Source organism: Winslowiella arboricola (genome assembly GCF_025527015.1).
Classification (GTDB): Bacteria; Pseudomonadota; Gammaproteobacteria; order Enterobacterales; family Enterobacteriaceae; genus Erwinia; species Erwinia arboricola.
The window spans coordinates 1,063,781-1,087,985 of record NZ_JAODIM010000043.1 but is presented as its reverse complement, the minus strand read 5'-3'; the positions used below and the strand labels follow the sequence as shown (position 1 = coordinate 1,087,985).

Sequence of the window (24,205 nt, the reverse complement as noted above, 5' to 3'; positions counted from 1 at the left end):
TCATTTAGGGCGGATGGCTAATGTTATCGCAAACATTATGGGCAAAGGTCTGAACAAGCCGAAACTGTGATTGCTTACCGCTTTATGCCTTTTTAATCGCTTTAAATGTGATCAGTGATGCATTTTTCAGCGACGACATTAGTCGCAGTAATGGCATTGACGCAATAATGTTAGCGCAAACATTAATCATAAGGGAACCGCAATGCTTAGCGCTAACTCAGATGCCGTAACTTATGCCAAAACCACCGGCGCCCGTACCGCTGCTGATAGTGGCGATCGTATCGCGTGGGTGCAGGTGTCACTGGCTTTTCTGCCGCTGGCGCAGCCGGTCAGCGATGCCAAAGTGCTGACCGGGCGTCAGAAGCCGTTAACCGAAGTCGCCATTATCTTTGCTGAAATTCGTACCCGCGATGGTTTTGAAGGCGTGGGATTCAGCTACTCAAAACGCGCTGGCGGGCAGGGCATTTATGCCCATGCGCGTGAGCTGGCGGATAATCTGCTGGGCGAGGATCCCAATGATATTGATAAAATTTACACTAAGCTGCTGTGGGCTGGTGCGTCGGTAGGGCGTAGCGGCATGGCGGTACAGGCAATTTCGCCTTTTGATATTGCGCTGTGGGATATGAAAGCGCGCCGCGCTGGCCTGCCGCTGGCCAAACTGTTTGGCGCTCACCGCGACTCGGTGCAGTGCTACAACACCTCCGGCGGTTTTCTGCATACGCCGCTGGATCAGGTGCTGAAAAATGTGGTGATTTCGCGCGAAAGTGGTATCGGCGGCATTAAACTTAAAGTCGGTCAGCCGAATACCGCAGAAGATCTGCGTCGGCTGACGGCAGTGCGCCAGGCGCTGGGTGATGATTTCCCGCTGATGGTCGATGCCAATCAGCAGTGGGATCGTGAAACCGCCATTCGTATGGGACGCAAAATGGAGCAGTTCAATCTGGTGTGGATTGAAGAGCCGCTGGATGCGTATGACGTCGAAGGCCATGCCGCCCTGACGGCGGCATTAGATACCCCGATCGCCACCGGAGAGATGCTGACCAGCTTCCGCGAACATGAACAGTTGATCCTCGGCAACGCCAGTGACTTTGTGCAGCCCGATGCGCCACGCGTCGGCGGCATTACGCCGTTCCTGAAAATTATGGATCTGGCGGCGCGCCACGGCCGTAAGCTGGCGCCGCACTTTGCCATGGAAGTGCATATCCATCTCGCCGCCGCCTATCCAATTGAACCCTGGCTGGAGCATTTCGAATGGCTGAACCCGCTGTTTAACGAGCAACTGGAACTTCGCGATGGCCGCATGTGGATTTCAGACCGCCATGGTCTCGGTTTTACCCTCAGTGAGCAGGCGCGCAAATGGACCACGCTGACCACTGAAGTGGGTCAACGTCCTTAAGCCAGACCGCCATTGGCGCGGATCACCTGTCCATTAATCCAGCCGCTTTGCTGGCTGGCGAGAAAGGCGACTACTGCAGCGATATCGTCAGGCTCACCGAGACGTTGCAGTGGCGCCATATTGGCCATGGTCTGGATCTGCTCTTCGCTTTTGCCGTTCAGAAACAGGTCGGTGGCGACCGGGCCAGGAGCCACTGCATTAACGGTGATCTCGCGGCCACGCAGCTCTTTGGCGAACACATGGGTAAAGGCTTCCACGGCGGCTTTGGTGCCGTTATAGATGGCATAACCCGGCATATTCAACGCCAGCGCGGTGCTGGACAGATTAATAATGCGGCCGCCTGCGCTCAGGCGCTTACCGGCTTCGCGCAGAGTATTAAAGGTTCCCTGCACGTTAATCGCAAAGGTCCGGGTAAAGAGTTCATCGGAGTGCTCAACCAGCGGCAGCGTCTTCATGATCCCGGCGTTGTTGACCAGCACATCAATCCGTCCAAATGCCTGCTGCGCCGTGTCAAACAGCGCGCTGACCTGTTCGGCCTGCGCGATATCGCCCTTGACCGCCAGCGCATCAACGCCGATGTTTTTCAGCTGTTCCACTACCGCTTCGGCCTCAGCCGCACTGCTGGCATAGTTGACCACCACATTGAAACCGTCGCTCGCCAGACGGCGGGCGATTTCTGCGCCAATACCACGTGATGCACCAGTTACGATAGCCACCCGGTTATTTGCTGTTGTCATGATATTTGCCTCTCAGATTTTCAGTTGGTGTAGAAACAGCATGATTGATATTGTGGGAAAGATAATCAGTGCCTGTTGCGTAACTTTGTTCCATTTATGATAACAATCAGCGCGGTATCAATTTCTCCGGCAGTTATTTAACGCCACAGCGCTGTTTTCAGCCGCTCAGTTAGCCACAGGCTTATCCCCGCAAAAGAGTGCGGGAAAAAGGTTTGAAACTGCTAAAACTGCATGATAGGATTCGCGCCATTGTTAAAGGCACACTGCATCTGTGGTGTTGCATAACAGTAAACGGACAGCGATTTGCAAGACCGGCTAGTAAAGCATGGCGACAATCGTAAGACCCGTTAAAAGAATAAATCAAAGCAATATGTAGTAATGTCGTAACCGCCGCAAGGCGGTTTTTTTACGTCTGAATTCCACCACCACCTGCATTTTCACCCGCATCAGACGCAGAGCTGATGCTGTTATCTATTTGGAAGGGATATGTCTTTAATTTCGCGTCATTCAACAAAACAGCAGCGTCGGGTCGAGCTGGCGTTAGCCGTGGGGGGATTTGGTCTCGGCACCGGTGAGTTTGCCAGTATGGGCGTACTGCCCGATGTGGCGCATACCCTGTCGATCACCATTCCGGTCGCTGGCTATACCATCAGTAGTTATGCCTTAGGCGTGGTCGTCGGCGCGCCGGTAATTGCGGTGCTGTCAGCCAGTCTGAAGCGTAAAATATTACTGTTACTGCTGATGGCGCTGTTTACCGCTGGCAGTCTGGCCAGTGCATTGAGTCAGGGATTCAGTTCACTGATGGTGGCGCGCTTTATTAGCGGCCTGCCGCATGGCGCCTTCTTTGGCGTTGCGTCGGTGGTGGCTGCTTCGATGGCGGGTGTCGGCCAGCGCGCCAAAGCGGTAGGGCGGGTCATGATGGGGCTGACCATTTCGACGCTACTTGGCTCGCCGCTGGCAACCTGGCTGGGCCAGCTGGCGGGCTGGCGCAGCACTTATCTGCTGATTGGCCTCTGTGGACTGGTGACCATCGTGTTGCTGCTGCTGTGGATGCCGGGACAGAAACAGGCGCAGGTGTCGAATCCGCTGGCGGAACTGGGCGCGCTGAAAAAGAAACAGGTATGGCTGGCGCTGGGGATTGCGGCCGTCGGCACCGGTGGGCTGTTCTCGGTGCTTAGTTATATCGCGCCAACCATGACGCAGCTGACCGGTATTCCGCAGGCGGGCGTGCCTTTTGTGATGGGGGTGTTTGGCGTTGGCATGATCCTCGGCAATATCGTTGGTTCACGGATGACCGATAAATCGGTGATGAATACCATCGCCTGGTCACTGGGATGGGTGATGGTGATGCAGCTGGCCTTCTTCTTTTTCGCCGATATTGCATGGATCGCTGTGCCGCTGGTACTGGCGATTGGCGGCAGTTTTGCACTGGTGCCGGCATTGCAAACCCGACTGATGGATGTCGCGGATGATGCCCAGACGCTGGCGGCTTCGCTGAATCACTCGGCGCTGAATCTGGCGAATGCGCTGGGCGCATGGCTGGGTGGGATGAGTGTGGCGCTGGGTTTCGGCTGGTCTTCTACCGGGATGGTTGGTTTTATTCTGGCGGTGGCCGGTTTTGGCCTGTTCTTCTGGTCAAAATCGCTGGACAGCGCGCGCAACGATGTCCCGCTGGCGGATCGCTAAGCCAAAAAATGCTGGCGCCGGGCGCCAGCATTTGCGGTTATAAATTACTTAATGGTTTTGCTAAATGCATCAACACCAATCAGGGCGCTGGCAACCTGTTCCGCACTCAGTGAGGCATTAAGGTTCTTCAGCGTATCGCCATCACTGTTCGCCAGTGCGCCGATTTTGACCAGATTTTCCCATGGTTCTTTATCGAGATGGATTTCTGCCAGCGTCGTCGGCATGCCGATGCTGCGGTAGAAGCGGATATACTGCTCGATTTCCTCATCCGGACGCTGCTCCAGCACCATTTGCGTCAGGGTGCCGTAGGTTACTTTCTCACCGTGGGTCAGATGATGGATATCGCCACTGATGGCGGTAAAACCGTTATGAATCGCATGCGCGCCCGCCAGACCCCCATTCTCAAAGCCGAGACCCGATAACAGGGTATTGGCTTCCACCACCGCTTCCACTGCCGGAGTAACGCGTTTTTGCTGCACCGCCTGATAGGCACTAAAGCCCCAGGTCAGCAGCGTCTCCTCACAGGCGCGGGCAATCGCCATCCCGGCGATGGTCGGTGTGCCGCTCACCATCGATAAACTGTGGGTGCGTAATACCGCCTGCGCTTCAACATAAGTCGCGAGGCCGTCAGCAATACCGGAAGCAAACAGACGCGCCGGCGCCTGCGCGCACACCCAGGTGTCAACCAGCACTAAATCAGGGTTTTTATCGTAGAAGCGATAGCTTTCAAATACGCCTTCATCGGTATAGATCACCGACAGCGCACTACATGGGGCATCGGTTGAGGCCGTGGTTGGCACGATAATCACCGGGACTTTTAGCTCATCAGCCACCGCTTTTACCGTATCCAGCGTTTTACCGCCACCGAGTCCGACCACCATATCGGCGCCCTGGCTGCGTGCCGCTTCGGTCAGGCGCACAATTTCATTGCGTGACGCCTCGCCATTAAACGCCTGGTAGTGATATTCCACCGCGGCGTCTTTCAGTGAGCGGATGGCCGTCTCGCCGACGATTTTCCAGACGATATCATCGGCGATCAGAAACGCCTGTTTGCCGCTACTTTGAATATATTTACCCAGTTCACTGAGAACGCCAGCACCCTGAACATATTTTCCCGGTGACGAAAAAATGAATCTGCTCATAAGCTTAGTCCTTATTTGTTGGATGGATTTGATAAACATATTAATTAGTTGTTAGCTAATTATTTACATCAAATCCTTAAGGGCTAAAAGGACGCATCATGCGGTTAATCCCTCCAATGCTTTTTTTGTGATCTGCATCACTTTTTGACCGAAGTGGCGTGTAATTGCGCGATTTTTTATGATTTGAAAACAACAGGATATGTTAATGCTTTGTTATGAGTGGTGGTCGGGCCAGTCGTGCGGGGCATTAACACGCCATCACTTTTTATCGTGATGACGTGTATAAGGTCAGGCGGGTCTTACGGCGCCAGCGACCAGCCGGCCCCGATGGAAGGTAGCTTTTACCGGCGACACACGCGCCACCGCTTCCGCCGAGCAGCTGGCTTCAACCAGTATCATCTCTGCCGGGTCATTTACCTTTGGCCACTGACGCTGGCCCTGATTATCCAGCGGCAGAATATCGCCGGTGGCAATCGCCAGCGAGCGGGTCAGGCCAAATTCGTCGGAATTGCCATACAGCTGGGCATACAGCGAGGCTTTATCCAGCATGCTGCCGCTGCCAAACGGCGACCAGTGATCGATAACATTGTCGGTGCCGGTCACCACCCGCACGCCCTGCGCGCCAAGCTGTGGCAGCGGCATGGTCAGTTTTCCCAGCGGCACCGTGGAGGCCACCGTAAACTGCTGTTCAGCCAGACCGGCAATCACCCTGTCCAGTTCATTGCCGCTTAAGGTCGCCAGCGCAAACCCGTGGCTGAGGGTGACGTTGCCTTTTAGCGCCGGGTTCTCTTTCACTGTCTGGATCATATAGTTAATCGCCGCCACCCCGGCGGGCGTGGTTTCATGCAGATGAATATCGACACCTTTCTTGCTGTCGAGCGCGATGCGGAACATGGCATCAAGGGACTTTTCCATTGCACCATCGACATTGGTCGGATCCAGCCCACCGACATACTGCACGCCCATCTGCATCGCTTCGCGCATCAGGCCATCCACTTGCGAGTGCAATAAACCGTGCTGCGGAAAGGCGACAATTTCACAGCTGAAATCCTGCTGATGCTTTTCCAGCGCCAGTTGCAAATGTTCAAGGCTTTTCAGACCGCTGACCGGATCGATATTGCAGTGGCTGCGTGCCACCGTGGTGCCCCGGGAGTGTAACAGGCCGATAATCGCTTCAGCGCGTGCGACTGACGTGGGCAGCAGTTGCGGGATCAGCTGCTGTTCGCGCGCAATCATATCCATAATGGTTTTGCCTTTACGCGGGCGCGGCGCCTGCCACGGACCGCCATAAAAGGTCTTATCAAGGTGAATATGCATATCGCGCGTGGCGGGCAACAGCAGCAACCCCTCTGCGTCAAAGGCTGGCAGGGCAGAGTGGCTGGCGGTGGACGCCGGTTGCAGCGCGACGATATTGCCGTGGTTGATTTCGAGGTGATACAGCCCGGTACGGGTAGCGATAATCGTGTCACCTTCGCGTTCGAAACCCTCCTCCAGACGCACATTTATTAACCGGTAATGGCTGGCGTTAAATGATTTCACCGCGCTGTCATCACACTTACCTGTAACCGGTGTCGTGGTGGCTGCGGCGGCGATGCCGCTGGCCAGCATGGCGCCGCCAGCGGTAACCCGCGCGCTTTGAGTAAGAAAGTTGCGGCGACTCTGTTGTTGGGGATTTTGCACATCGATTTCCTTTAAGCTGACCAACGGAAAGAAGGTTTCACCATAAAAGAAGTGACAAAGAATGGCTGTGATATTTGCCACTGGTTAGCAGTGGCAAACACACTACTCACTAAGCTGGCAGAATTGCCGCAGTTTTTCCGCCAGCGCCAGCTGCGCCGGCGAGGCGTTATCGCGATAAAACAGTGCCAGCTCAAAATTATCAACCGGCGGCAGGCCGTGCTCCACGCCCAGTAGCCGGTGTTGCGGCAGGCGGCAACTGGCGGGCAGCAGCGTAACGCCTAATCCGGCGGCACTGGCCGCGACCAGCGCCGCGAGGCTGGCGCTGCTGTAACTGATGCGCCAGCGGCGGTCAATCGCATCCAGTGCCTGACATAACTTATCGCGATATAAGCCATTAAGCGGAAACAGCACCAGCGGCACCGGGTTCTGTTCAAAGGTCGGCCACGCAGCGCTGTCCAGCCACAGCAGTGGCTCGCTGCGCGCGGCCTTGGGTTTATCGCCCCGGGCTTGTTTAATCAGAATAATATCCAGCTCTTCGCGCTGCCAGGCGTGGCGCAGTTCATTGCTCAGGCCGCTGGAGACATCCAGTCGCAGATGTGGATGGCTGCGGCTGAATTCTGCCAGCAGCGCGGTGGTGGGAGCGGCAAAATCCTCCGGCATTCCCAGCCTGACGACGCCGTCGCGCCAGATATCGGTTAACGCATCATGGGCTTCGCCATTCAGCGCAATAATGCGCCTGGCATAGCCCAGCAGTTTTTCACCTTCTTCGGTCAGCTGTACCTGATGGGAGGATCGTTCCAGTAGCGCTTTGCCCAGCATCTCCTCCAGACGGCGTACCTGCTGGCTGACCGTCGACTGCGAAAGAAACACCCGATCGGCGGCGCGGGTAAAACTGCCGCTTTCGCAGACGGCGACAAAACTCAGTAACTGCTGCGGACTGAACATCGGATAGCGATTCATTTTTTCACTGCTGAAGGTCGGGATATTCAATTATGCAATAGTAGCCATCGCCGCCTCGCTGGCAAGCAGTTATCGTAAGGTAATGAATTGTCAGGCGGCTTGAGCACTGCGGGCGAGCAGGGTCTAATGACGGTTTTGCCACACAGGTAACAAATGATGTCGCGTCGCGCATTGCTGTTAATTAATCGAAATGCCCGCAACGGTGCAGACTCCGCCGCGCTGGCGATTGATGCCTTACGCCGCCATGATTTTGCGATTATCGAACCTGAGGCGGGTTTATCGCTGAATGATGCGGTGTATGCCTGCGCTGAACGGGTGGATATGGTAATAGTCGGCGGTGGCGATGGCTCACTGAATACGGTGGCCGGGGCGCTGATCGCCACCGGTTTGCCGTTGGGGATTTTGCCGCTGGGAACCGCCAACGATCTGGCGCGCACCCTGAATATCCCAAAAGATCTGACGCGGGCGGTGGCGGTGATTGCCGCCGGTGATCGGCGTCCCGTCGATGTTGGTATGGTTAATGAACGGCCGTTCTTTAACGTCGCCAGTATCGGGTTTTCCGCTGCGCTGGCGAAAAGTCTGACCGCTGAATCAAAGAAACGCTGGGGCGTGCTGGGCTACGCTTTTGCCGCCAGTAAGCTGTTCCGGCAAAGCCGCCCGTTTAGCGTGCAGATTGAGCATGACGGTGTCTGTGAAACGGTGAAAACCATCCAGATTTCGGTTGGCAATGGCCGCTATTACGGCGGCGGTATGACGGTGGAGCAGAGTGCGGCGCCGGATGATGGTCAGCTGGATGTTTACAGTCTTGAACTCGATCACTGGTGGGAGATGCTGGCGCTGGCGCCTTATCTGCGGCGCGGCACCCATGGTAAATGGCGTAAAGTACGGGCGTTTCCCGCCACCGCCTTAACCATCACCACCCGTCGCCCGCACGATATTAATGCTGACGGCGAGATTGTCGGCAAAACCCCGGCGCACTTCTCGGTTCGTCAGCATGCGGTACAGGTCTTTGCCCCGTTAATCCGCCAGCGTTAATAACCTCTGCCAGCAGGTGTTTTGCAGTGGCGTTGATAATGCGCGGGGGTTAACTGATAAGCGCGTTTAAACCAGCGTCCGAGGTGGCTTTGATCGGCAAAGCCGAGTCGCGCCGCCACCTCGATCGGTGCAATACCGCTGGCAAGCAGGCGACGCGCCTGGGTCAGGCGCAGCTGAATCAGCCAGGCGTGCGGCGGCAGGCCATATCTGGCCTGAAATTCGCGCGACAAACGAAAACGATCGACGCCTAATGCGGCGGCCATATCGCTCAGACCAATATTTTCCGTATAGCAACTGTGCAGATAGTCCCGCGCCTGTTGCGCCAGCAGAGTGTCGGCAGGGGAAGCGCTGCGGGCTTTTTGCCAGTGATGATGACGGGTCAGCGCGGCAAACAGATCCTGTAACGCCGCTTCTTTGACCATTTTCGGCTCATTATCCTGCAATGTCTGATAAGCATCAAAGGTGGCGTGCGCCAGCCGCGTATCCTGCGTCAGCGTGGCGGCAAAATTCAGTTCGAAATGCTGTGGCAGATGGCTATACAGGTCGCCCAGCTGTTGCTGCATCAGCGCCGGATCGATATACAGCATGCGATAGGTAAAGCCGCTGTCATCAACAGCATCGCCATCATGCAGCTCGCCCGGTTCCAGCAAAATCACATTGCCGGGGCGGCTCTGATGTTTCTTGCGCCGCGAGTGAAACTGCTGTACGCCCTGTTCGGTCACCCCCACCAGATAGCTGTCATGCCAGTGGGGATCGTAGGCGTGACCGGTAAAGTGGGCGCGAATCGCTTCAATCTGCGTGTCACTGTCACGGGAGATTTCCACCCAGCTTTGCGCCGCTTGTTTCATCTGTTACTGCTCTCCCGGTTAAACGATGCTTCAGGGTATAGCGGCTATACTGTGCCAGGCAAGCAGAGAAATATGCAACGTTTTGCACAAAAATAGTGGGGATATGCTCTTCCCAGTGGCTTTTACCGTTGCGTATAATCAGCACCACTAATTAGTTAGAACTCTAATCATCAGGCCTCACTATTTTGGATTCCCTGCATCGCAACTTCTCCCGTCTGCTTCATCTTACTGCCCATCAGTGGCGGCTGGCGATCGACCGGCGTTTAAAAGATAACGGTCTCGGCATGAGCAGCTGGCTGGCGGTGGCGACGATTGCCAGTGAAGCAGAACCGATGACGCAGAAGGCGCTGGCGCAGGTGCTGGGTCTCGAAGATGCCAGCGTGGTGCCGTTAATTAATCGGCTGGTCAGACAACAGCTGGTAGAGCGCATCCAGCCTGCGGAAGATCGGCGTAAGCGTCTGCTGCTGGTCACCGAACAGGGCAGGGAGCTGTTTCGTAAAGTTAAAATAGAGGCCGATGCCCTGCGTAGTGAGCTGCTGGCGGATATCGACCCGCAGGAGCTGGTGATCACCGAAAGAGTGTTGCAGCAGTTATTAACCGCGACCGGAGCAAACTGAAGTGGCGAAGAACAGTCCTTACGTGGTGCGTGAATGGCAACCGCATGAAAAACCGATGCTGCCAGGCTCACCGTCAACGCCGCTCCATCCCGGCCATAAGCGCATCGCTTTTGGTCTGATTGGCCTGCTGATTTCGATTACCGGCGCGCTGAGTAATGCGCTGGTCACCGCCAACCTGACCAATCTGCAGGGCACCTTTGGTGCTTACTCCAATGAGATTGCCTGGTTGCCGGCGGTATATGTGATGGGCAATATCTCCATTAACTTGCTGCTGGTGAAGTTTCGTCAGCAGTTTGGCCTGCGTATCTTTACCGAGGCCTTTCTGGTGCTGTATGTGCTGGTGGCGTTTTTCCATCTGTTTGCCAACGATCTCAGTTCGGCGATTATCGTGCGCGCCGCTCACGGCATGGTGGGGGCGGCGCTCAGTTCACTGGGGATCTACTATCAAATCCAGGCGTGGCCGGCGAAGCACCGGCTGAAAGCGCTGACCATCGGCATCTGCGCCTCACAGCTGGCGATCCCGCTGGCGCGCCTGTTCTCGACGGAACTGCTGCAACTGGATGAGTGGCGCGGACTCTATCTGTTTGAACTGGGTCTGGCGCTGATTGCACTGGGCTGCGTATTTCTGCTGAAGCTGCCGCCCGGCGACCGGGTTAAAGCGTTTGAAAAAACCGACTTTCTGACTTTTCTGCTGCTGGCGCCCGGTATGGCGCTGATATGCGGCGTGCTGTCGCTGGGCCGTCTCGAATGGTGGTTTGAAACGCCGTGGCTGGGGATCAGCCTGGCGCTGGCGCTGGTGCTGATTGTGGCTGCGGTGCTGACGGAGCATAACCGCACCAATCCGCTAATCAATACCCGCTGGCTGGGCAGCGGCAAGATTGTGCGTCTCGGCATTGTAATGATTATGATGCGCATCGTGCTGGCGGAGCAGAATACCGGCGCTATCGGTTTTCTGCAGCAAATTGGTTTGCAGAACGACCAGATGCGCGGGCTGGCGCTGGCGATTATCGCCGGAGTGATTGTCGGCATTGTGGTCAGTGCGCTGACGATTAAGCCGACGCATCTGAGCTGGCCGATTGTCACCTCGCTGCTGATTATGATGGTCGCGTCGTTGATGGATGCACAATCCAATCCGCTGACGCGCCCGGATAATATGTATCTCAGCCAGTTTCTGCTCGGCTTTAGCAGCGCCTTTTTCCTCGCGCCAGCAATGTTGCTGGGGATTGGCAGCGTGGTCACGCAGCCGAAAAACCTGGTGAGCTTTGTGGTGCTGTTTGGTATGAGCCAGAACCTTGGCGGTTTGATTGGCTCGGCGATCCTTGGCACGTTCCAGACCTGGCGCGAAAAATATCACTCCAGCCTGCTGGGCGATCAGTTGTCGCTGCTGAATCCCAATGTTACCGAACGCCTTAGTCAGTACAGCGCGCTGTATAACAGCTTGCTCGGTGATGGCGTCCTGCGCAACGCCGAGGGCGTGGTGCAGTTGCAGACCGTCGCCACCCTGCAGGCCAATGTACTGGCGTACAACGATACCTATTTACTGACTGCCGCGATGGCGCTCTGCACCCTGATGTGGGTGCTGTGGCGCTTAACCCGTCTGCGTTATCTCGACTGGCGCCAGGCGCAGCGTGACGCGCAGGCTGCACAACTTACCCCCGCCACAACTGTATCAGGCACGGAGAAATAATGAGTCAACAGGAACAAGCGCAAGCCTCTGAACGCGAGAGAAATAATAAGCTGCGCATTTTGTCGATTGCTGTGGGTAGCGGTATCGCTATCGTCGGCGTACTGGTGATTTTATACGCCTGGCAGCTATGGCCGTTTACCAGCAGCGCGCAAAGCACCGAAAATGCCTATGTGCGCGGGCAGATCACCTTTATCAGCCCGCAGGTCAGCGGCTATATCACCGCAGTGGAAGTCCTCGACTTTCAGCCGGTGCATAAAGGCGATCTGCTGATGACCATTGATGACCGCATCTATCAGCAACGCGTGCATCAGGCACAGGCGCAGCTGGAGATGAAAAAGGCCACGCTGGCGAATAATCTGCAACAGCGGCGTAGCGCCGAGGCGGTGATTGCGCGCAACCAGGCAGCGCTGACCAATGCCAAAGCGCAGGCGGTGAAAAGCGGCCTTGATCTGAAGCGGGTGGAGAATCTGGTGGCGGACGGTTCGCTGTCGGTGCGTGAACGCGATGCTTCACGCGCCAGCCATAGCCAGACCGATGCCGATGTCCAGCAGGCGAAAGCTACCCTTGATGTGTCGCGTCAGGATCTGCAGACGGTGATTGTCAATCGCGCCTCGCTGGAAGCTGACGTCGCCAGTGCGCAGGCGGCGCTGGAACTGGCGCAGATCGATCTGGATAACACGCGGATTACTGCGCCGCGCGACGGCCAGCTGGGACAGATTTCGGTGCGGCAGGGCGCGTATGTCACTGCCGGTACGCGTCTTACCTCGCTGGTGCCAGAGCAGATGTGGGTGATTGCCAATATGAAAGAGACGCAGATGGCGCGCGTCAGGCCGGGTCTGCCGGTGAGCTTTAGCGTCGATGCGCTGGATGGCGAGCGCTTTAGCGGTGAAGTGGAGTATATCTCTCCGGCGGCTGGCTCCGAGTTCAGCGCTATTGCCGCCGATAATGCCACCGGTAACTTTGTTAAAATCGCCCAGCGCATTCCGGTGCGGATTAAAATCACCAGTGAAAACCTGGCGCATCTGCGGCCGGGGATGTCAGTGGAACTGACGATTGATACCGCTGCAGCCGACAAGGAGAAGCCGTAATGCGCTGGCAACCGAAGGGGCTGGCGTTACTGATCCCGTTAATGCTGGCGGCCTGTTCGACTGAAGTGAGCAAAGCGCCGGCTTCACTGTTAATTCCGCCACAGTGGCGCAATCAGGTGGGGCCTGCTTCGGCGCTGGAAGCGCACTGGTGGCGCGCCTTTGGCGATCCGCAGATGAACAGCCTGGTGGAGCAGGCGCTGCGCAATAACCCGGATATTCTGACCGCGCGTTCCCGTGTCGTTCAGTATCGGGCGCAGCTGCGCGCCACGCAGGGCGACAACTTCCCGACGCTGGATGCCGGGGTTAACGCCAGCCGTGCGCGCACCATCTCGGCGGCCACCGGTCAGCCGATCCAGAGCACCACCTTCCAGGGCGTGTTGCAGTCCAGCTATGAGGTCGATATCTGGGGCGCGCGCAGCAGCAGCATCGGTGCGGCGAACTACTCGCTGGCGGCCCAGCAGGCAGCGGCCTCCGCGGCGGAACTGACGGTAGCCAGCTCGGTCGCTTCCGGTTATCTGACGCTCTGCGCGCTGGATGAGCAGCTGCGCGTGACCGAATCAACGCTGGCCACGCGTGAAAACTCGCTGAATCTGGCACAGCGCCAGTATGAGAGCGGTTATACCTCGCGGCTGGAGTGGGTGCAGGCGGCGTCGGAATATCAGACAGCAAAAGCGCAGATCCCGCAGTTACAGCATCAGATCAGCGAACAGGAGAATGCGCTCAGTATTCTGGTGGGGATGAATCCGCGAGAGATTGCGCGGGCGTCGGACTTTAACCAGATTAAACCGCAGCCTTTGCCAGCGGTAATGCCGTCGCAACTGTTACAGCGACGACCGGATATTGTGCAGGCGCAGCGCCAGCTGCTGGCCGCCGATAAGACGCTGCAATCGTCGCAGGCTAAGCTACTACCATCACTGAATCTGACCGCCTCCGGCACGCTGCAAAGCTCGGTGCTGCATCAGCTGGTGGATAACCCGTTCCGCTTATGGAGCGTCGGCGGCAGTGTGCTGGCACCGCTGCTGAACCGCGAAGCGCTGACGGCGCAGGTGGATGTGTCGATGGCCGAGCGCAATCAGGCGCTGTACAACTACGAAAAGGTGGTGCGCAGCGCATTCAGTGAAGTGAACAATGATGTCGATGCCATCCAGCGCAGCCAGCAGCAGCTGGCGGAACTGGAGAAGCAGCAGGAGATCGTCAGCGAAGCGCTGCGCATCGCGCGTAATCGTTATCAGAATGGCTATGCTTCCTACCTTGATGAACTGGACGCACAGCGCACGCTGTTCAGTACCCAGCTAAGTGTGGTGCAGCTGAAAAACAGCCTGTTACTGGCGCAGATTGATCTCTATCGCGCGCTGGGTGGTGGCTGGAATCAGCAGTAAATAATCAACAACCTTCGGTCTTATGCAGGGGCGGCGTTCTCGCCGCCCGTGTCGATGGTTTGCAATGTGCCCGCCATTTTAACGGGAGCCGAAAACGGCTCCCCTACAGTATTTCAGATATTCTGGCGTAGGGGCGGCGTTCTCGCCGCCCCTGCCGATGGCTTGCAATGTGCCCGCCATTTGAACGGGAGCCGAAAACGGCTCCCCTGCAGTGTTTCAGATATTCTGGCGTAGGGGCGGCGTTCTCGCCGCCCCTGCCGATGGTTTGCAATGTGCCCGCCATTTTAACGGGAGCCGAAAACGGCTCCCCTACAGTGTTTCAGATATTCTGGCGTAGGGGCGGCGTTCTCGCCGCCCGTGCCGATGGTTTGCAATGTGCCCGCCATTTGAACGGGAGCCAAAAACGGCTCCCCCTTCAACAGAGGTTCCTTTATCGTTAACCCACCTGCATCACACTTCTCACTTCTTCTGTTGTTCAAAATGTGATCGCTGCTGATAAAAACGCCAGCATAACTTGTATGGTAGTAACCCGATAGCTAGTTTTTTCCTGTACCCATAAAAACGTCGCCATTGAGCGGCGCAACAACGAGGTTGCCATGATTAATCGTGCGCAGGAAAAGCCCATCGGGCTGAAAAATATGTTGGCGTATGGCGGCGGGGACGTATTCGGTGGCGGCAGTTTTGCCGTTCTCGGTCTCTGGTTAATGTTCTTCTATACCACTTACGGCGGATTGAGTCCTGCCGAAGCCGGGGCAGTTATTGCCATTGCCCGTCTGCTGGATGCGTTTTTCGATCCACTAATGGGCTACGTTACCGATAATTTCTACCGTACCCGGCTCGGTCAGCGTTTTGGCCGTCGCGGCTTCTTCTTTCTGCTCGGCGCGCCGCTGGTGTTTGTCAGCTATGTGGTGATGTGGATCAGCGATATGGGCTTCGGCTACTACCTTGCCACCTATATTCTGTTTTATGCCGCCTATACGCTGGTGATCGTCCCCTACGAAACGCTGGCGGCGGAGATGACTCATGATTTCCGCGTGCGTTCGAGACTGACCGGCGTGCGAATGTTCTTCTCAATGGGCGCCGGGATCCTGGCCGCCTGGCTGCCGGGGGCGATTATCGCGCTGCTGGGCGAGGACTCTTCGGCCTCCTTCCTGTATATGGGCATTATCTTTGCCACGCTGTTCGCCATTGTGATTATCTGCCTCTATCTCTGGACCTGGGAACGCCCAATCGTACTGGAGCACAAGCCGCAGCCGGTGGCGTTTAAACGTGATATGACGGCGCTGTTCCGCTCACTGCTGTCGACTTTTAAAGTGCGCACCTTCCGTCAGCATGTGGGTATGTATCTCGGCGCCTATGTGGCGCTCGATGTGCTGGGCGCGGTGCTGGCGTATTACATTATTTTCGTGCTGGGCCACAGCACGGTCGATGCCGCCAATGGCATGACCTTTATGTCGGTAGTGCAGTTCTGCTGTATCGCTGCCTGGATCCCGCTCTGTATCCGCATTGGCAATGGTGCGGCCTACAAACTGGCGCAGTTCTTTATGCTGGCGAGCGTGGCGCTGTTTATCAGTATCTATGCCTTTGAACTGCCTTCCGCGCTGTGGCTGGTGTGGCTGGCGGCACTGATTATGGGGATGGGGCGCTCCGGCACACAGTATGTCTGCTGGAATATCTACAGCTTTATTCCTGACGTCGATGAAATGCTGACCGGCGAGCGGCGCGAAGGGATCTTTGCCGGCGTGATGACCTTTGTGCGCAAAGCGGTGCAGGCGGTGGCGCTATTTATCGTCGGTATGGTGTTGCAGGCTTCGGGCTTTGCCGGTAAAGGGGCGGCGGTACAGCCTCCTGAAGCGGTACATGGCATCGCACTGGTGTTTGCTGTCGGCGCGGTGGTGTTCCTCAGCATCGGCGTGTTCAGCTCACTGAAATTCAGCCTTAATCGCCATAATCATGCGCTGTTAATTGATGAGATCCAGCGCCGCAAACAGGGCGGTAGTGCGGCGGCCGTCACGCCGGAAGCGCAGGCGGTGGCAGAGAAACTGACCGGCTGGCCTTATCAGCAGCTGTGGGGAAATAACGACATTATGCGCACCATCGACCCGATGCGACGCACACCAGACATTCAACGGGAGATCAACCATGACGCGAATAGCCTTTGAGCAGATGAAGTCCACCATTGAGCAAGCCTTGCTCAAGGCCGGAATGACGGCAGAGCAGGCGGCAATCTGCGCGCAGGTGCATACCGAATCCAGCTGCGACGGTATTTACTCACACGGGCTGAACCGCGTGGCGCGTTTTGTCGATTATCTGCAGAGAGGCTGGGTTAACGCCGGTGCCCGCGCGCAGCAGGTGAAAGCGCTGACGGTAATGGAGATCTGGGACGGTCAGCAAGGCCCCGGCATTATCAACGGACTGCTGGCGGTGGATCGCGCGATGGCACTGGCGAAACAGCACGGTATCGGTCTGGTGGCGATGCGCAACAGCAGCCACTGGATGCGTGGCGGAACCTACGGCTGGCGCGCTGCGCAGCAGGGTATGGCGGCAATCTGCTGGACCAATACTGAAGCCTGTATGCCCGCGTGGGGCGGTAAAGATGCGCGTATCGGCAACAACCCGTTTGTGATGGCGGTACCGGGTAAACCGGGGCCGATGGTGCTGGATATGGCGATGTCACAATACTCGTACGGCAAGCTGGAGGTGACACGGCTGAAAGGCGAGCAGCTGCCGTATGCCGGTGGTTTTGATCAGCAGGGTAACCTGACCTGCGATCCGGGGCCGATTGAAGCGTCGAAACGTATTTTACCCACCGGTTACTGGAAAGGGTCTGGCTTTGCCATTCTGCTTGATGCGATGGCTGCGCTGTTGTCCGCCGGTAACGCCACGCCGCAGATCGATAAAGTAGGCCGCGGCAGCTGTACCGGCGCCAGCCAGATCTTTATGGTGTTCGATCCTGAGCAGCTGGGCGGCGGTGATTTTACCGAACGAATGACGCAGAGCATTGGCGATTACGTTAACAGTTCTGAAGCCGCAGAAGGCGTGTCGGCGGTGACCTGGCCGGGTCAGCGTCAGCGCAGCACGCGGGAAGAGAATCTGCGCCTCGGTATTCCGGTCGATGATAACGTCTGGCAGCAGGTACAACAACTGGCGGAAAATCCGTCAGTTAGCCATAATTAATTATTCCTGTTGGCGGTTGGTTTAACTATCATCGCCAACAGCACTCAGCACAGGCTTCACATTTCTTTACATTTGATGCTATTATCCCCGCGCTTTATTGACCATAAATGTTGAATAATTCTCAGGGATATTATGAATAAGCATCATTTTTTTGCTATCGTCGTGGCGATGGTAATTTTGACAGGCTGTGCCAGTCGTACTGAACCCGTTCACAATGTAGAGCACACAATCTCAACCAATGCTTATTATAGCCCTGAGCAAGTGCAGGCCGCGATTGTGCAGGCAGGATTAGGCCGTAAATGGGCGATGTTTCCGGACCGACCAGGCGTGATTAATGGCCGTCTGACATTGCGCGACCATTCCGCAGATATTCGTATTGATTATACCGCAACCAGTTACAGCATTAATTATGTCTCCAGTCAGAACCTGAAGGCTGGCGGGGGACAGATTCACCGCAATTATAATCACTGGATTAATAACCTTGATCGGGATATCCAGCTCCGCCTCTCCGCGAAGACGCTAAATTAACACGATGGTCAGGTTTACTGGCTTAAACCTGACCATCATCCGTTAATAAGTTATTTCCGTTAAAGATTTTCGTAATACAGTCGACAACCGCTAATAACCCTGCGCATTTGCTGCGGCGATGGCGTGTGGGAATTATCGCAAATGCGGTTAAATCTTATCGCATTCAGGTGGGCGCGGCGTCATGCTGGGTCATGCGGCAATAAGTAATGTCTGAAGAAGAACCAGGTTATGAATCTGCTTTACAATCTAATCGACTGGCAGGCCAGCGCGCCCGGTTTATCGACGCCTGCTGACTGGCACAACTGGGCGCAGCGCGAGGCGGCGATCAATGCTGACCAGCCGCTGGCTAAATGCAGCCAGCTGCCGATGATGACCGCGCGTCGTCTGAGCAGCGGCAGCCGCGCGGCGGTCGATTGTGGTCTGGCGCTGCTGCGTCGTCAGCAGATTGATGCGATTGTGTTTACCAGTCGTCACGGCGAGCTGGAGCGTAATCTGCGGATCCTAAACGCGCTTGCCGCTGAACAGAGTCTGTCACCGACCGATTTCGCCATGTCGGTGCATAATTCGGCGGTCGGCAGCCTGACCATTGCTGCCAGCGCGCCAATTGTTTCGACCTCGCTGGCCGCAGGGGTGGATACCTTTCAACAGGGGCTGGTCGAAGTGACGGCACTGCACGCCGCCGGTTATCAGCAGGTGCTGCTGGTCGATTTTGATGGCCCGGTGCCGGAACGTTATCATCGCTGGCTGAGCGGTGAAACGCTGCATATTCCTTATGCGGTGGCGCTGGTGCTGGGCAGAGGTGAACAGTTACGCTGCACGTCACAACCGGCGGCAGTCGCGACGGCAAGCCGCTGGCCGCAAAGTCTGCAATTTCTGCATGGCTGGCAGGCGCAGCAGCGCCGCTTTATGATTGGTGGTGGGCGCATTAACTGGCAGTGGGAGCACAATGATGTCTGACTCGCTGCTGCGCATGCCGCACACTTCGCGTTTTAACTATGTCTGGCGTCTGCTGATGACCGCCTGCAGCTTTACGCTGTTTAGCGTCGGTGGTCTGCTGCTGTCGCTGATCTGGTTTAATCTGCTGCTGCTGGTGCAACGTGACGGCGATCGCCGCCGCCGGCTGGCGCGCAAAAGTATCTCTTTCAGCTTCCGCTGCTTCCTGCGGTTTTGCCGCACCATGGGCGTCTACGACTACCATATTGACGGGGCGGAGATATTGCGGGCCGATCGCGGCTGCCTGGTGGTCGCCAACCACCCTTCATTAATCGATTATGTGCTGATTGCTTCGGTGATGCCGGAGGTTAACTGCCTGGTAAAAGCAGAGTTACAGCACAATATCTTTTTCCGTGGCGTAATCCGCGCGGCTGATTATCTGATTAACAGCCAGGCCGATACCCTGTTGCCGGAGAGCCGTCGCTGCTTACAGCGCGGTGATGCGCTGCTGATTTTCCCGGAAGGGACGCGCACGCGCTACGGCGAACCCTTACAACTGCAACGCGGCGCGGCCAATATTGCGGTGCGTTGCGGCTGTGACCTGCGGATTGTGCATATTACCTGCACGCAACGCATGCTGGATAAGCAGAGCCGCTGGTATCAGATTCCGGCGGTAAAACCGGTCTTTACGGTGAGCGTAAAAACACGTATCGACAGTCAACAATTTATGGCGCAGGACGAGGACGCGCAGCCGCTGGCGGCACGTCGTTTAACACGTCATTTGCAGCAAGCTTTAACACCAGAACAGTCTTAGTGACGTGGAAAGAACGTATGAAACAACTCATCCTCGAAATTAAACAGATGATCATTGATACGCTGAATCTTGAAGATATCAGCAGCGATGACATTGAAAGCGATGCCCCGTTATTTGGTGACGGACTGGGCCTCGATTCTATTGATGCACTCGAATTAGGCCTGGCGGTGAAAAATCGTTACGGTGTGGTGCTTTCCGCCGAAAGTGAAGCGATGCGTCAGCATTTCTACTCTGTTGCCTCGCTGGCGGCTTTTATTGCTGCCCAGCGCACTGCGCAGAGCGCCTGATAATCTACCCGACGAGTGTGATTTATGAATAAGCAAGAAATCTATCAGGAAGTGAGCGGACTGCTGGTCTCTCTGTTTGAAGTGGAAGCTGATGATATTCAGCCTGAGTCGCGCCTGTATGAAGACCTGGAGCTCGACAGCATTGATGCGGTCGATATGGTGGTCCATCTGCAAAAGCGTATTGGCCGCAAAATTAAGCCGGAAACCTTTAAGACGGTGCGTACCGTGCAGGATGTGGTTGATGCTGTTGACCAGCTGATCCGCGAAGGTTAAGCACCCGCGCCCGCCGTGATGCGTATTCTGTTGTGGCTGATTACCCTGGCCTGGCCGTTTCTGGTCTGGCTGGCGATCACCCATCCCCAGCTGCACTGGCTGATACCGCTGCTGGCGCTGCTGTTCCTGCTGCGTTTGCCGGGATTGCGCCGCAGCGGCGGGGCGTTTGCCCGCGCCGGTCAGCTGCTGGCGCTGGCAGGGGTTGCCCTGTGCCTTGCCAGTTATCTGCTGCGCAGCCATCAGCTGTTGCTGTGGTATCCGGTGGCGGTCAGCGTGGTGATGCTGCTGCTGTTTGGCGGCTCGCTGTGCAGTGCGATGCCGATGGTTGAACGGCTGGCGCGCATTCGTGAGCCACAGCTGCCGCCGCCCGCCATTCGCTGGACGCGCCGGGTGACGCAAATCTGGTGTCTGTTTTTTATCTTTAACGGTAGCGTAGCCACCGCCACCTGTCTGGCGGGTAACCTGCACTGGTGGACACTGTGGAATGGCATTATCAGCTATCTGCTGATGGGATTATTAATGGCGGGCGAGTGGTTGCTGCGTCAACGGATAAGAAGGCAAGCCTGAGTATGCAACGCGCTTTAGCCATCGGTGACTGGCTCAGCCCGTCACGCGCGGATTATATCGTCTCCTGCTGCGGCGGCCAGCCGATGTCGCTGTCGATGCTGCGCCAGCAGGTGCAGGCGCTGTGCAGTGCATTGCGTGGACGCCAGGAGCAGCGCTGGGCGCTCTGTTTTGAAGACAGCTATCTGTTCACCGCCGGGCTGCTGGCGGCGCTGCATGCCGGTAAAACGGTGATTATTCCCGGTCACTGCCGCCCGTCGCTGCTGCAGGAGCAGTCGGAGAGTTTTGATGGCGTGCTGACCGATGTCGATCTCGCCGTGACCTGTGCGCAATTACGTGTTGACGCGCCACAGCAGGGCGACTGGCCGCCGCTGCCCGCCATCGCTGCCGACGCTGAAGTGGTGCTGTTTACCTCCGGCTCCACCGGCAAGCCGCGGCAGGTACATAAACCGCTGGCCTGTCTCGATCGCGAAGCGCAGTGGCTGGAGGCGCTGTGGGGAGAACGATTACAGGGCTGCTGGCTGCTGTCGTCGGTCACTCATCAGCATATGTACGGTCTGGCATTCCGCATTATCCTGCCGATGGCCCTTGGCCTGCCGTTTGCCAGCAACCAGGTGCTGTACAGCGAACAGCTGACGGCGCAGCCCGCCGATCGCCACTATGCGTTTATCAGCAGTCCGGCATTTTTACGCCGCCTCGATTTTTCCCTGACGCCGCCCGCCTGCAAACTGATTGTTTCCGCGGGTGGGGCGCTGCCTGCGGCAGCTGCCGACGGTGCAGGCATCTGGTTTGCGCAGGCGATTGATGAGATCTATGGCAGCACCGAAACCGGCGTACTGGCCTGGCGCTCGCGACGTGAAGAGGCGCCGCAGTGGCATCCGTTTAACGGTGTCCGTTTTAGCCTTGATGCGCAGCAGCGCTGGCATGCGTATTCGGCGCTGATCCCGCAGCGCGACGGGCTGATGCTTGATGATAAGCTATCATTCGATGCTGACGGCAACTTTCAGCTGTGCGGCCGTCATGATCGGGTGGTGAAAATTGAAGATAAGCGCATCTCGCTCAGTGATATTGAGCGCCGCCTGCTGGCCATCCCGGAGATCACCGATGCGGTGGCGTTGCAGGTCGCGCGTCACGGTCGTACGGCGATCGGGGTGGTACTGGTGCTGGCCGACGAGCCGGATGCCGCGCAGCTGACGCAGTTAAAACGTCAGTGGAAACAGGAATTACAGCGCTGGCTGGAACCGGTGGCGATGCCGCGTTTCTGGCGGGTGGTCAGGGTGATTCCGCATAACAGCCAGAGCAAACGTGCCTGGCCACAAATACAGGAGCTGTTTTATGTTGCCGGTTGAACTGTCATGTCGTCAACAACAGGCACAGGCCGAATTATTGCTGCGGGTGGATGCCGATCTGTTCTGGTTTCGCGGCCATTTCCCGCAGCAGCCGTTGCTGCCGGGCGTCGCGCAACTCGACTGGGTGATGCACTACGGTACGCAGCTGCTGGCCGCGGGCAAACAGTTTTCGTCGATTGAGAACATCAAGTTTCAGCAGCCGGTGCTGCCCGACAGCACACTGAAACTGGCGCTGACGTGGAATGCGCTGAAGAATCAGCTCAGTTTCCGCTATCTGCTACAGCAGGGGGAGTGCGAATCGGTGGCCAGCAGCGGGAAAATTAACCTGTGTTAAGCAACGATATTAAGCCCTGCGTGGTGATCCCCTGTTATAACCATGGCGCCACCATGGCGGCGGTGCTGGCACGGTTAGCGCCCTTTGCTTTACCGGTGTTTATCGTCGATGACGGCAGTGACGCAGTGACACAAAATCAGCTTAAAAGGCTGATTTGTGACGGTGTCACGCTGTTGCGGCTGGATCATAACCGCGGCAAAGGTGCGGCGGTATTCCACGGTTTACAGGCTGCGGCTGAGCAGGGTTACAGCCATGCCTTGCAGCTGGATGCCGATGGCCAGCACCAGATTGAAGATGCGCCGCAGATGCTGGCGGAAGCGCGGAACTATCCTGATGCTCTGATCTCCGGCCAGCCGGTATATGACGAATCCGTGCCCAAAGCGCGTCTGTATGGCCGCTACGTCACCCATTTCTGGGTATGGATTGAGACCCTGTCACTGTCGCTGAAAGACAGTATGTGTGGCTTCCGCGTCTATCCGCTCACGCCGACGCTGGCGCTGATGCGTCAGCGCGCTATCGGGCAGCGGATGGATTTTGATACTGAGATTATGGTGCGACTGTACTGGGCGGGCACTCCGAGCCGTTTTTTGCTGACGCGCGTCACCTATCCGCAGGATGGTATCTCGCACTTTGATGCGCTGCATGACAATTTACGTATCTCGTGGATGCATACCCGGCTGTTTTTCGGCATGTTGCCGCGCATTCCGTCGCTGCTGCGACGTAAGCGCCAGACGGCGCACTGGGCGGGTGTCAGCGAACGCAAAGGGCTGACGGGCATGCGCTTTATGCTGACGGTCTATCGCCTGTGTGGCCGCGGCCTGTTTACCGTGCTGCTGTGGCCGGTGGTTGCCATCTACTGGCTGAGCGGAGGCGTGCAGCGTCAGGCTTCGCAGCAGTGGATCAGCCGCATCAGGCAGTATGGTCGTCAGCAGCAGGTGCCGTTGCCGCGACCGCTTAACAGCTATCACCATTTTTTGCGCTTCGGCGAAGCGATGCTGGATAAAATCGCCAGCTGGCGCGGCGATCTGCGCTGGGGCAAAGAGATTGATTTCGCCCCGGGGGCTGAGGCGGCGATTAACGCCGCTCAGCCCGGCGGGCGGCTGATTCTGGCTTCACATCTCGGCGATATCGAAGCCTGTCGCGCCCTGGCGCAGCAGGTTAGCGGTCTGGTGATTAATGCGCTGGTGTTTACCGATAATGCACAACGATTTCGTCAGCTTACCGAAGAGCTGGCGCCGCAGGCGGGCGTCAATCTGATCCCGGTCAGCGATATCGGCCCGGAAACCGCCATGATGCTGCAGGATAAACTGCAAGCCGGTGAGTGGGTGGCGATTGTCGGCGATCGCACCGCGGTTAACCGCCAGCGCGGCGGCGTGCGGCGGGTGATCTGGAGCGATTTTCTCGGCCGTCCGGCGCCATTTCCGCAGGGGCCGTTTGTGCTGGCTGCCGCTTTGCGCTGCCCGGTATTACTGATGTTTGCTCTTAAACAGCAGGGAAAACTGCGCATTTACTGTGAACCTTTTGCCGATCCGCTGCTGTTACCGCGCGCCGCGCGCCAGCAGGCATTGCAGCAGACCGTCGACCGCTATGCTGAACGGCTGGCGCATCATGCGCTGATTTCGCCGCTCGACTGGTTTAATTTTTTCGATTTCTGGACGCTGCCCGCAGCAGAGCCGGAAAACAAGGAGTAA

The 24,205-nt window shown here is 57.0% G+C and carries 23 protein-coding genes; 18 read left to right on the top strand and 5 right to left on the bottom strand.

All coding sequences use genetic code 11. The features are described from left to right. Positions 1-202 precede the first annotated feature (202 nt). Complete coding sequence (locus N5923_RS22495) at positions 203-1,396, top strand: L-talarate/galactarate dehydratase (protein WP_267144569.1); 1,194 nt, start codon at positions 203-205, stop codon at positions 1,394-1,396. Here N5923_RS22495 and N5923_RS22490 read toward each other — a convergent pair. Continuing rightward, complete coding sequence (locus N5923_RS22490; protein ID WP_267144570.1) at positions 1,393-2,133, bottom strand: SDR family oxidoreductase; 741 nt, start codon at positions 2,131-2,133, stop codon at positions 1,393-1,395. The genes N5923_RS22495 and N5923_RS22490 overlap by 4 nt on opposite strands. 486 nt (positions 2,134-2,619) lie before the next feature. Here N5923_RS22490 and N5923_RS22485 point away from each other — a divergent pair, with 486 nt between their 5' ends. Beyond that, the gene (locus N5923_RS22485) at positions 2,620-3,819 is read left to right on the top strand and encodes an MFS transporter (RefSeq protein WP_267145269.1); all 1,200 of its coding nucleotides are present in this window, start codon (positions 2,620-2,622) and stop codon (positions 3,817-3,819) included. A 44-nt stretch (positions 3,820-3,863) separates the two neighbouring features. Here N5923_RS22485 and N5923_RS22480 read toward each other — a convergent pair whose 3' ends face one another. The 3 genes from N5923_RS22480 to N5923_RS22470 form a co-directional block, all read right to left on the bottom strand. Next, positions 3,864-4,961 (bottom strand): glycerol dehydrogenase, encoded by a 1,098-nt coding sequence (locus tag N5923_RS22480; protein WP_267144572.1) that lies wholly within the window; start codon positions 4,959-4,961, stop codon positions 3,864-3,866. Between the two features lie 288 nt (positions 4,962-5,249). Then, complete coding sequence (locus N5923_RS22475; protein ID WP_267144573.1) at positions 5,250-6,641, bottom strand: amidohydrolase family protein; 1,392 nt, start codon at positions 6,639-6,641, stop codon at positions 5,250-5,252. A 102-nt stretch (positions 6,642-6,743) separates the two neighbouring features. Then, entirely contained in the window at positions 6,744-7,601 is an 858-nt protein-coding gene (locus N5923_RS22470) for a LysR family transcriptional regulator (protein WP_267144574.1), read from the bottom strand. Between the two features lie 156 nt (positions 7,602-7,757). Here N5923_RS22470 and N5923_RS22465 point away from each other — a divergent pair, with 156 nt between their 5' ends. Beyond that, positions 7,758-8,636: a lipid kinase gene (locus tag N5923_RS22465; protein ID WP_267144673.1), complete on the top strand. Its 879-nt coding sequence runs from the start codon at positions 7,758-7,760 to the stop codon at positions 8,634-8,636. On the opposite strand, the gene N5923_RS22460 is transcribed toward N5923_RS22465, so the two are convergent. Beyond that, positions 8,633-9,484, bottom strand: coding sequence for an AraC family transcriptional regulator (locus N5923_RS22460; protein WP_267144575.1), 852 nt, complete (start codon positions 9,482-9,484; stop codon positions 8,633-8,635). The two genes, N5923_RS22465 and N5923_RS22460, sit on opposite strands and share 4 nt — an antisense overlap. A 185-nt stretch (positions 9,485-9,669) precedes the next feature. On the opposite strand from N5923_RS22460, the gene N5923_RS22455 reads away from it, so the two are divergent. The 15 genes from N5923_RS22455 (at position 9,670) to N5923_RS22385 (ending at position 24,205) form a co-directional block, all read left to right on the top strand. Further along, on the top strand, positions 9,670-10,101 hold the full coding sequence (locus N5923_RS22455) for a MarR family winged helix-turn-helix transcriptional regulator (RefSeq protein ID WP_267144576.1): 432 nt from the start codon (positions 9,670-9,672) through the stop codon (positions 10,099-10,101). Positions 10,102-10,156: 55 nt separating this feature from the next. Beyond that, positions 10,157-11,788, top strand: a complete 1,632-nt coding sequence (locus tag N5923_RS22450) for an MFS transporter (RefSeq protein ID WP_407704543.1) — start codon at positions 10,157-10,159, stop codon at positions 11,786-11,788. Continuing rightward, positions 11,788-12,876: an HlyD family secretion protein gene (locus N5923_RS22445; RefSeq protein WP_267144578.1), complete on the top strand. Its 1,089-nt coding sequence runs from the start codon at positions 11,788-11,790 to the stop codon at positions 12,874-12,876. The genes N5923_RS22450 and N5923_RS22445 overlap by 1 nt, the downstream gene beginning before the upstream one ends. Further along, positions 12,876-14,255, top strand: a complete 1,380-nt coding sequence (locus N5923_RS22440; protein WP_267144579.1) for an efflux transporter outer membrane subunit — start codon at positions 12,876-12,878, stop codon at positions 14,253-14,255. The genes N5923_RS22445 and N5923_RS22440 overlap by 1 nt, the downstream gene beginning before the upstream one ends. A 596-nt stretch (positions 14,256-14,851) precedes the next feature. Then, on the top strand, positions 14,852-16,417 hold the full coding sequence (locus N5923_RS22435) for an MFS transporter (RefSeq protein ID WP_267144580.1): 1,566 nt from the start codon (positions 14,852-14,854) through the stop codon (positions 16,415-16,417). Then, positions 16,398-17,432, top strand: coding sequence for a 3-dehydro-L-gulonate 2-dehydrogenase (yiaK, locus tag N5923_RS22430; RefSeq protein WP_267144581.1), 1,035 nt, complete (start codon positions 16,398-16,400; stop codon positions 17,430-17,432). Before N5923_RS22435 ends, yiaK begins: the two co-directional genes overlap by 20 nt. 132 nt (positions 17,433-17,564) lie before the next feature. Continuing rightward, positions 17,565-17,960: a hypothetical protein gene (locus N5923_RS22425; RefSeq protein WP_267144582.1), complete on the top strand. Its 396-nt coding sequence runs from the start codon at positions 17,565-17,567 to the stop codon at positions 17,958-17,960. 228 nt (positions 17,961-18,188) lie between these two features. Continuing rightward, the gene (locus N5923_RS22420) at positions 18,189-18,917 is read left to right on the top strand and encodes a beta-ketoacyl synthase chain length factor (protein WP_267144583.1); all 729 of its coding nucleotides are present in this window, start codon (positions 18,189-18,191) and stop codon (positions 18,915-18,917) included. Next, positions 18,910-19,707, top strand: coding sequence for a lysophospholipid acyltransferase family protein (locus N5923_RS22415; protein WP_267144584.1), 798 nt, complete (start codon positions 18,910-18,912; stop codon positions 19,705-19,707). Before N5923_RS22420 ends, N5923_RS22415 begins: the two co-directional genes overlap by 8 nt. Next, on the top strand, positions 19,707-19,994 hold the full coding sequence (locus N5923_RS22410) for a phosphopantetheine-binding protein (RefSeq protein WP_267144585.1): 288 nt from the start codon (positions 19,707-19,709) through the stop codon (positions 19,992-19,994). Before N5923_RS22415 ends, N5923_RS22410 begins: the two co-directional genes overlap by 1 nt. Positions 19,995-20,018: 24 nt before the next feature. Further along, positions 20,019-20,267, top strand: a complete 249-nt coding sequence (locus N5923_RS22405) for an acyl carrier protein (RefSeq protein WP_017801805.1) — start codon at positions 20,019-20,021, stop codon at positions 20,265-20,267. A gap of 18 nt (positions 20,268-20,285) precedes the next feature. Then, positions 20,286-20,834 (top strand): COG4648 family protein, encoded by a 549-nt coding sequence (locus tag N5923_RS22400; RefSeq protein ID WP_267144674.1) that lies wholly within the window; start codon positions 20,286-20,288, stop codon positions 20,832-20,834. 2 nt (positions 20,835-20,836) lie between these two features. Continuing rightward, positions 20,837-22,180: an AMP-binding protein gene (locus N5923_RS22395; protein WP_267144586.1), complete on the top strand. Its 1,344-nt coding sequence runs from the start codon at positions 20,837-20,839 to the stop codon at positions 22,178-22,180. Then, positions 22,167-22,514 carry a 3-hydroxyacyl-ACP dehydratase FabZ family protein gene (locus N5923_RS22390; RefSeq protein ID WP_267144587.1) on the top strand — a complete coding sequence of 116 codons (348 nt, stop codon included), beginning with the start codon at positions 22,167-22,169 and terminating at the stop codon, positions 22,512-22,514. The genes N5923_RS22395 and N5923_RS22390 overlap by 14 nt, the downstream gene beginning before the upstream one ends. Further along, entirely contained in the window at positions 22,508-24,205 is a 1,698-nt protein-coding gene (locus tag N5923_RS22385; protein WP_267144588.1) for a glycosyltransferase family 2 protein, read from the top strand. Before N5923_RS22390 ends, N5923_RS22385 begins: the two co-directional genes overlap by 7 nt.

Bases quoted from the DNA above. Each gene is read 5' to 3' on its own strand.
- N5923_RS22495 (WP_267144569.1), top strand. From the start codon at position 203: ATGCTTAGCGCTAACTCAGATGCCGTAACTTATGCCAAAACCACCGGC.
- N5923_RS22490 (WP_267144570.1), bottom strand. From the start codon at position 2,133: ATGACAACAGCAAATAACCGGGTGGCTATCGTAACTGGTGCATCACGT.
- N5923_RS22485 (WP_267145269.1), top strand. From the start codon at position 2,620: ATGTCTTTAATTTCGCGTCATTCAACAAAACAGCAGCGTCGGGTCGAG.
- N5923_RS22480 (WP_267144572.1), bottom strand. From the start codon at position 4,961: ATGAGCAGATTCATTTTTTCGTCACCGGGAAAATATGTTCAGGGTGCT.
- N5923_RS22470 (WP_267144574.1), bottom strand. From the start codon at position 7,601: ATGAATCGCTATCCGATGTTCAGTCCGCAGCAGTTACTGAGTTTTGTC.
- N5923_RS22465 (WP_267144673.1), top strand. From the start codon at position 7,758: ATGTCGCGTCGCGCATTGCTGTTAATTAATCGAAATGCCCGCAACGGT.
- N5923_RS22460 (WP_267144575.1), bottom strand. From the start codon at position 9,484: ATGAAACAAGCGGCGCAAAGCTGGGTGGAAATCTCCCGTGACAGTGAC.
- N5923_RS22450 (WP_407704543.1), top strand. From the start codon at position 10,157: ATGCTGCCAGGCTCACCGTCAACGCCGCTCCATCCCGGCCATAAGCGC.
- N5923_RS22445 (WP_267144578.1), top strand. From the start codon at position 11,788: ATGAGTCAACAGGAACAAGCGCAAGCCTCTGAACGCGAGAGAAATAAT.
- N5923_RS22440 (WP_267144579.1), top strand. From the start codon at position 12,876: ATGCGCTGGCAACCGAAGGGGCTGGCGTTACTGATCCCGTTAATGCTG.
- N5923_RS22435 (WP_267144580.1), top strand. From the start codon at position 14,852: ATGATTAATCGTGCGCAGGAAAAGCCCATCGGGCTGAAAAATATGTTG.
- yiaK (WP_267144581.1), top strand. From the start codon at position 16,398: ATGACGCGAATAGCCTTTGAGCAGATGAAGTCCACCATTGAGCAAGCC.
- N5923_RS22425 (WP_267144582.1), top strand. From the start codon at position 17,565: ATGAATAAGCATCATTTTTTTGCTATCGTCGTGGCGATGGTAATTTTG.
- N5923_RS22420 (WP_267144583.1), top strand. From the start codon at position 18,189: ATGAATCTGCTTTACAATCTAATCGACTGGCAGGCCAGCGCGCCCGGT.
- N5923_RS22415 (WP_267144584.1), top strand. From the start codon at position 18,910: ATGTCTGACTCGCTGCTGCGCATGCCGCACACTTCGCGTTTTAACTAT.
- N5923_RS22405 (WP_017801805.1), top strand. From the start codon at position 20,019: ATGAATAAGCAAGAAATCTATCAGGAAGTGAGCGGACTGCTGGTCTCT.
- N5923_RS22400 (WP_267144674.1), top strand. From the start codon at position 20,286: ATGCGTATTCTGTTGTGGCTGATTACCCTGGCCTGGCCGTTTCTGGTC.
- N5923_RS22395 (WP_267144586.1), top strand. From the start codon at position 20,837: ATGCAACGCGCTTTAGCCATCGGTGACTGGCTCAGCCCGTCACGCGCG.
- N5923_RS22390 (WP_267144587.1), top strand. From the start codon at position 22,167: ATGTTGCCGGTTGAACTGTCATGTCGTCAACAACAGGCACAGGCCGAA.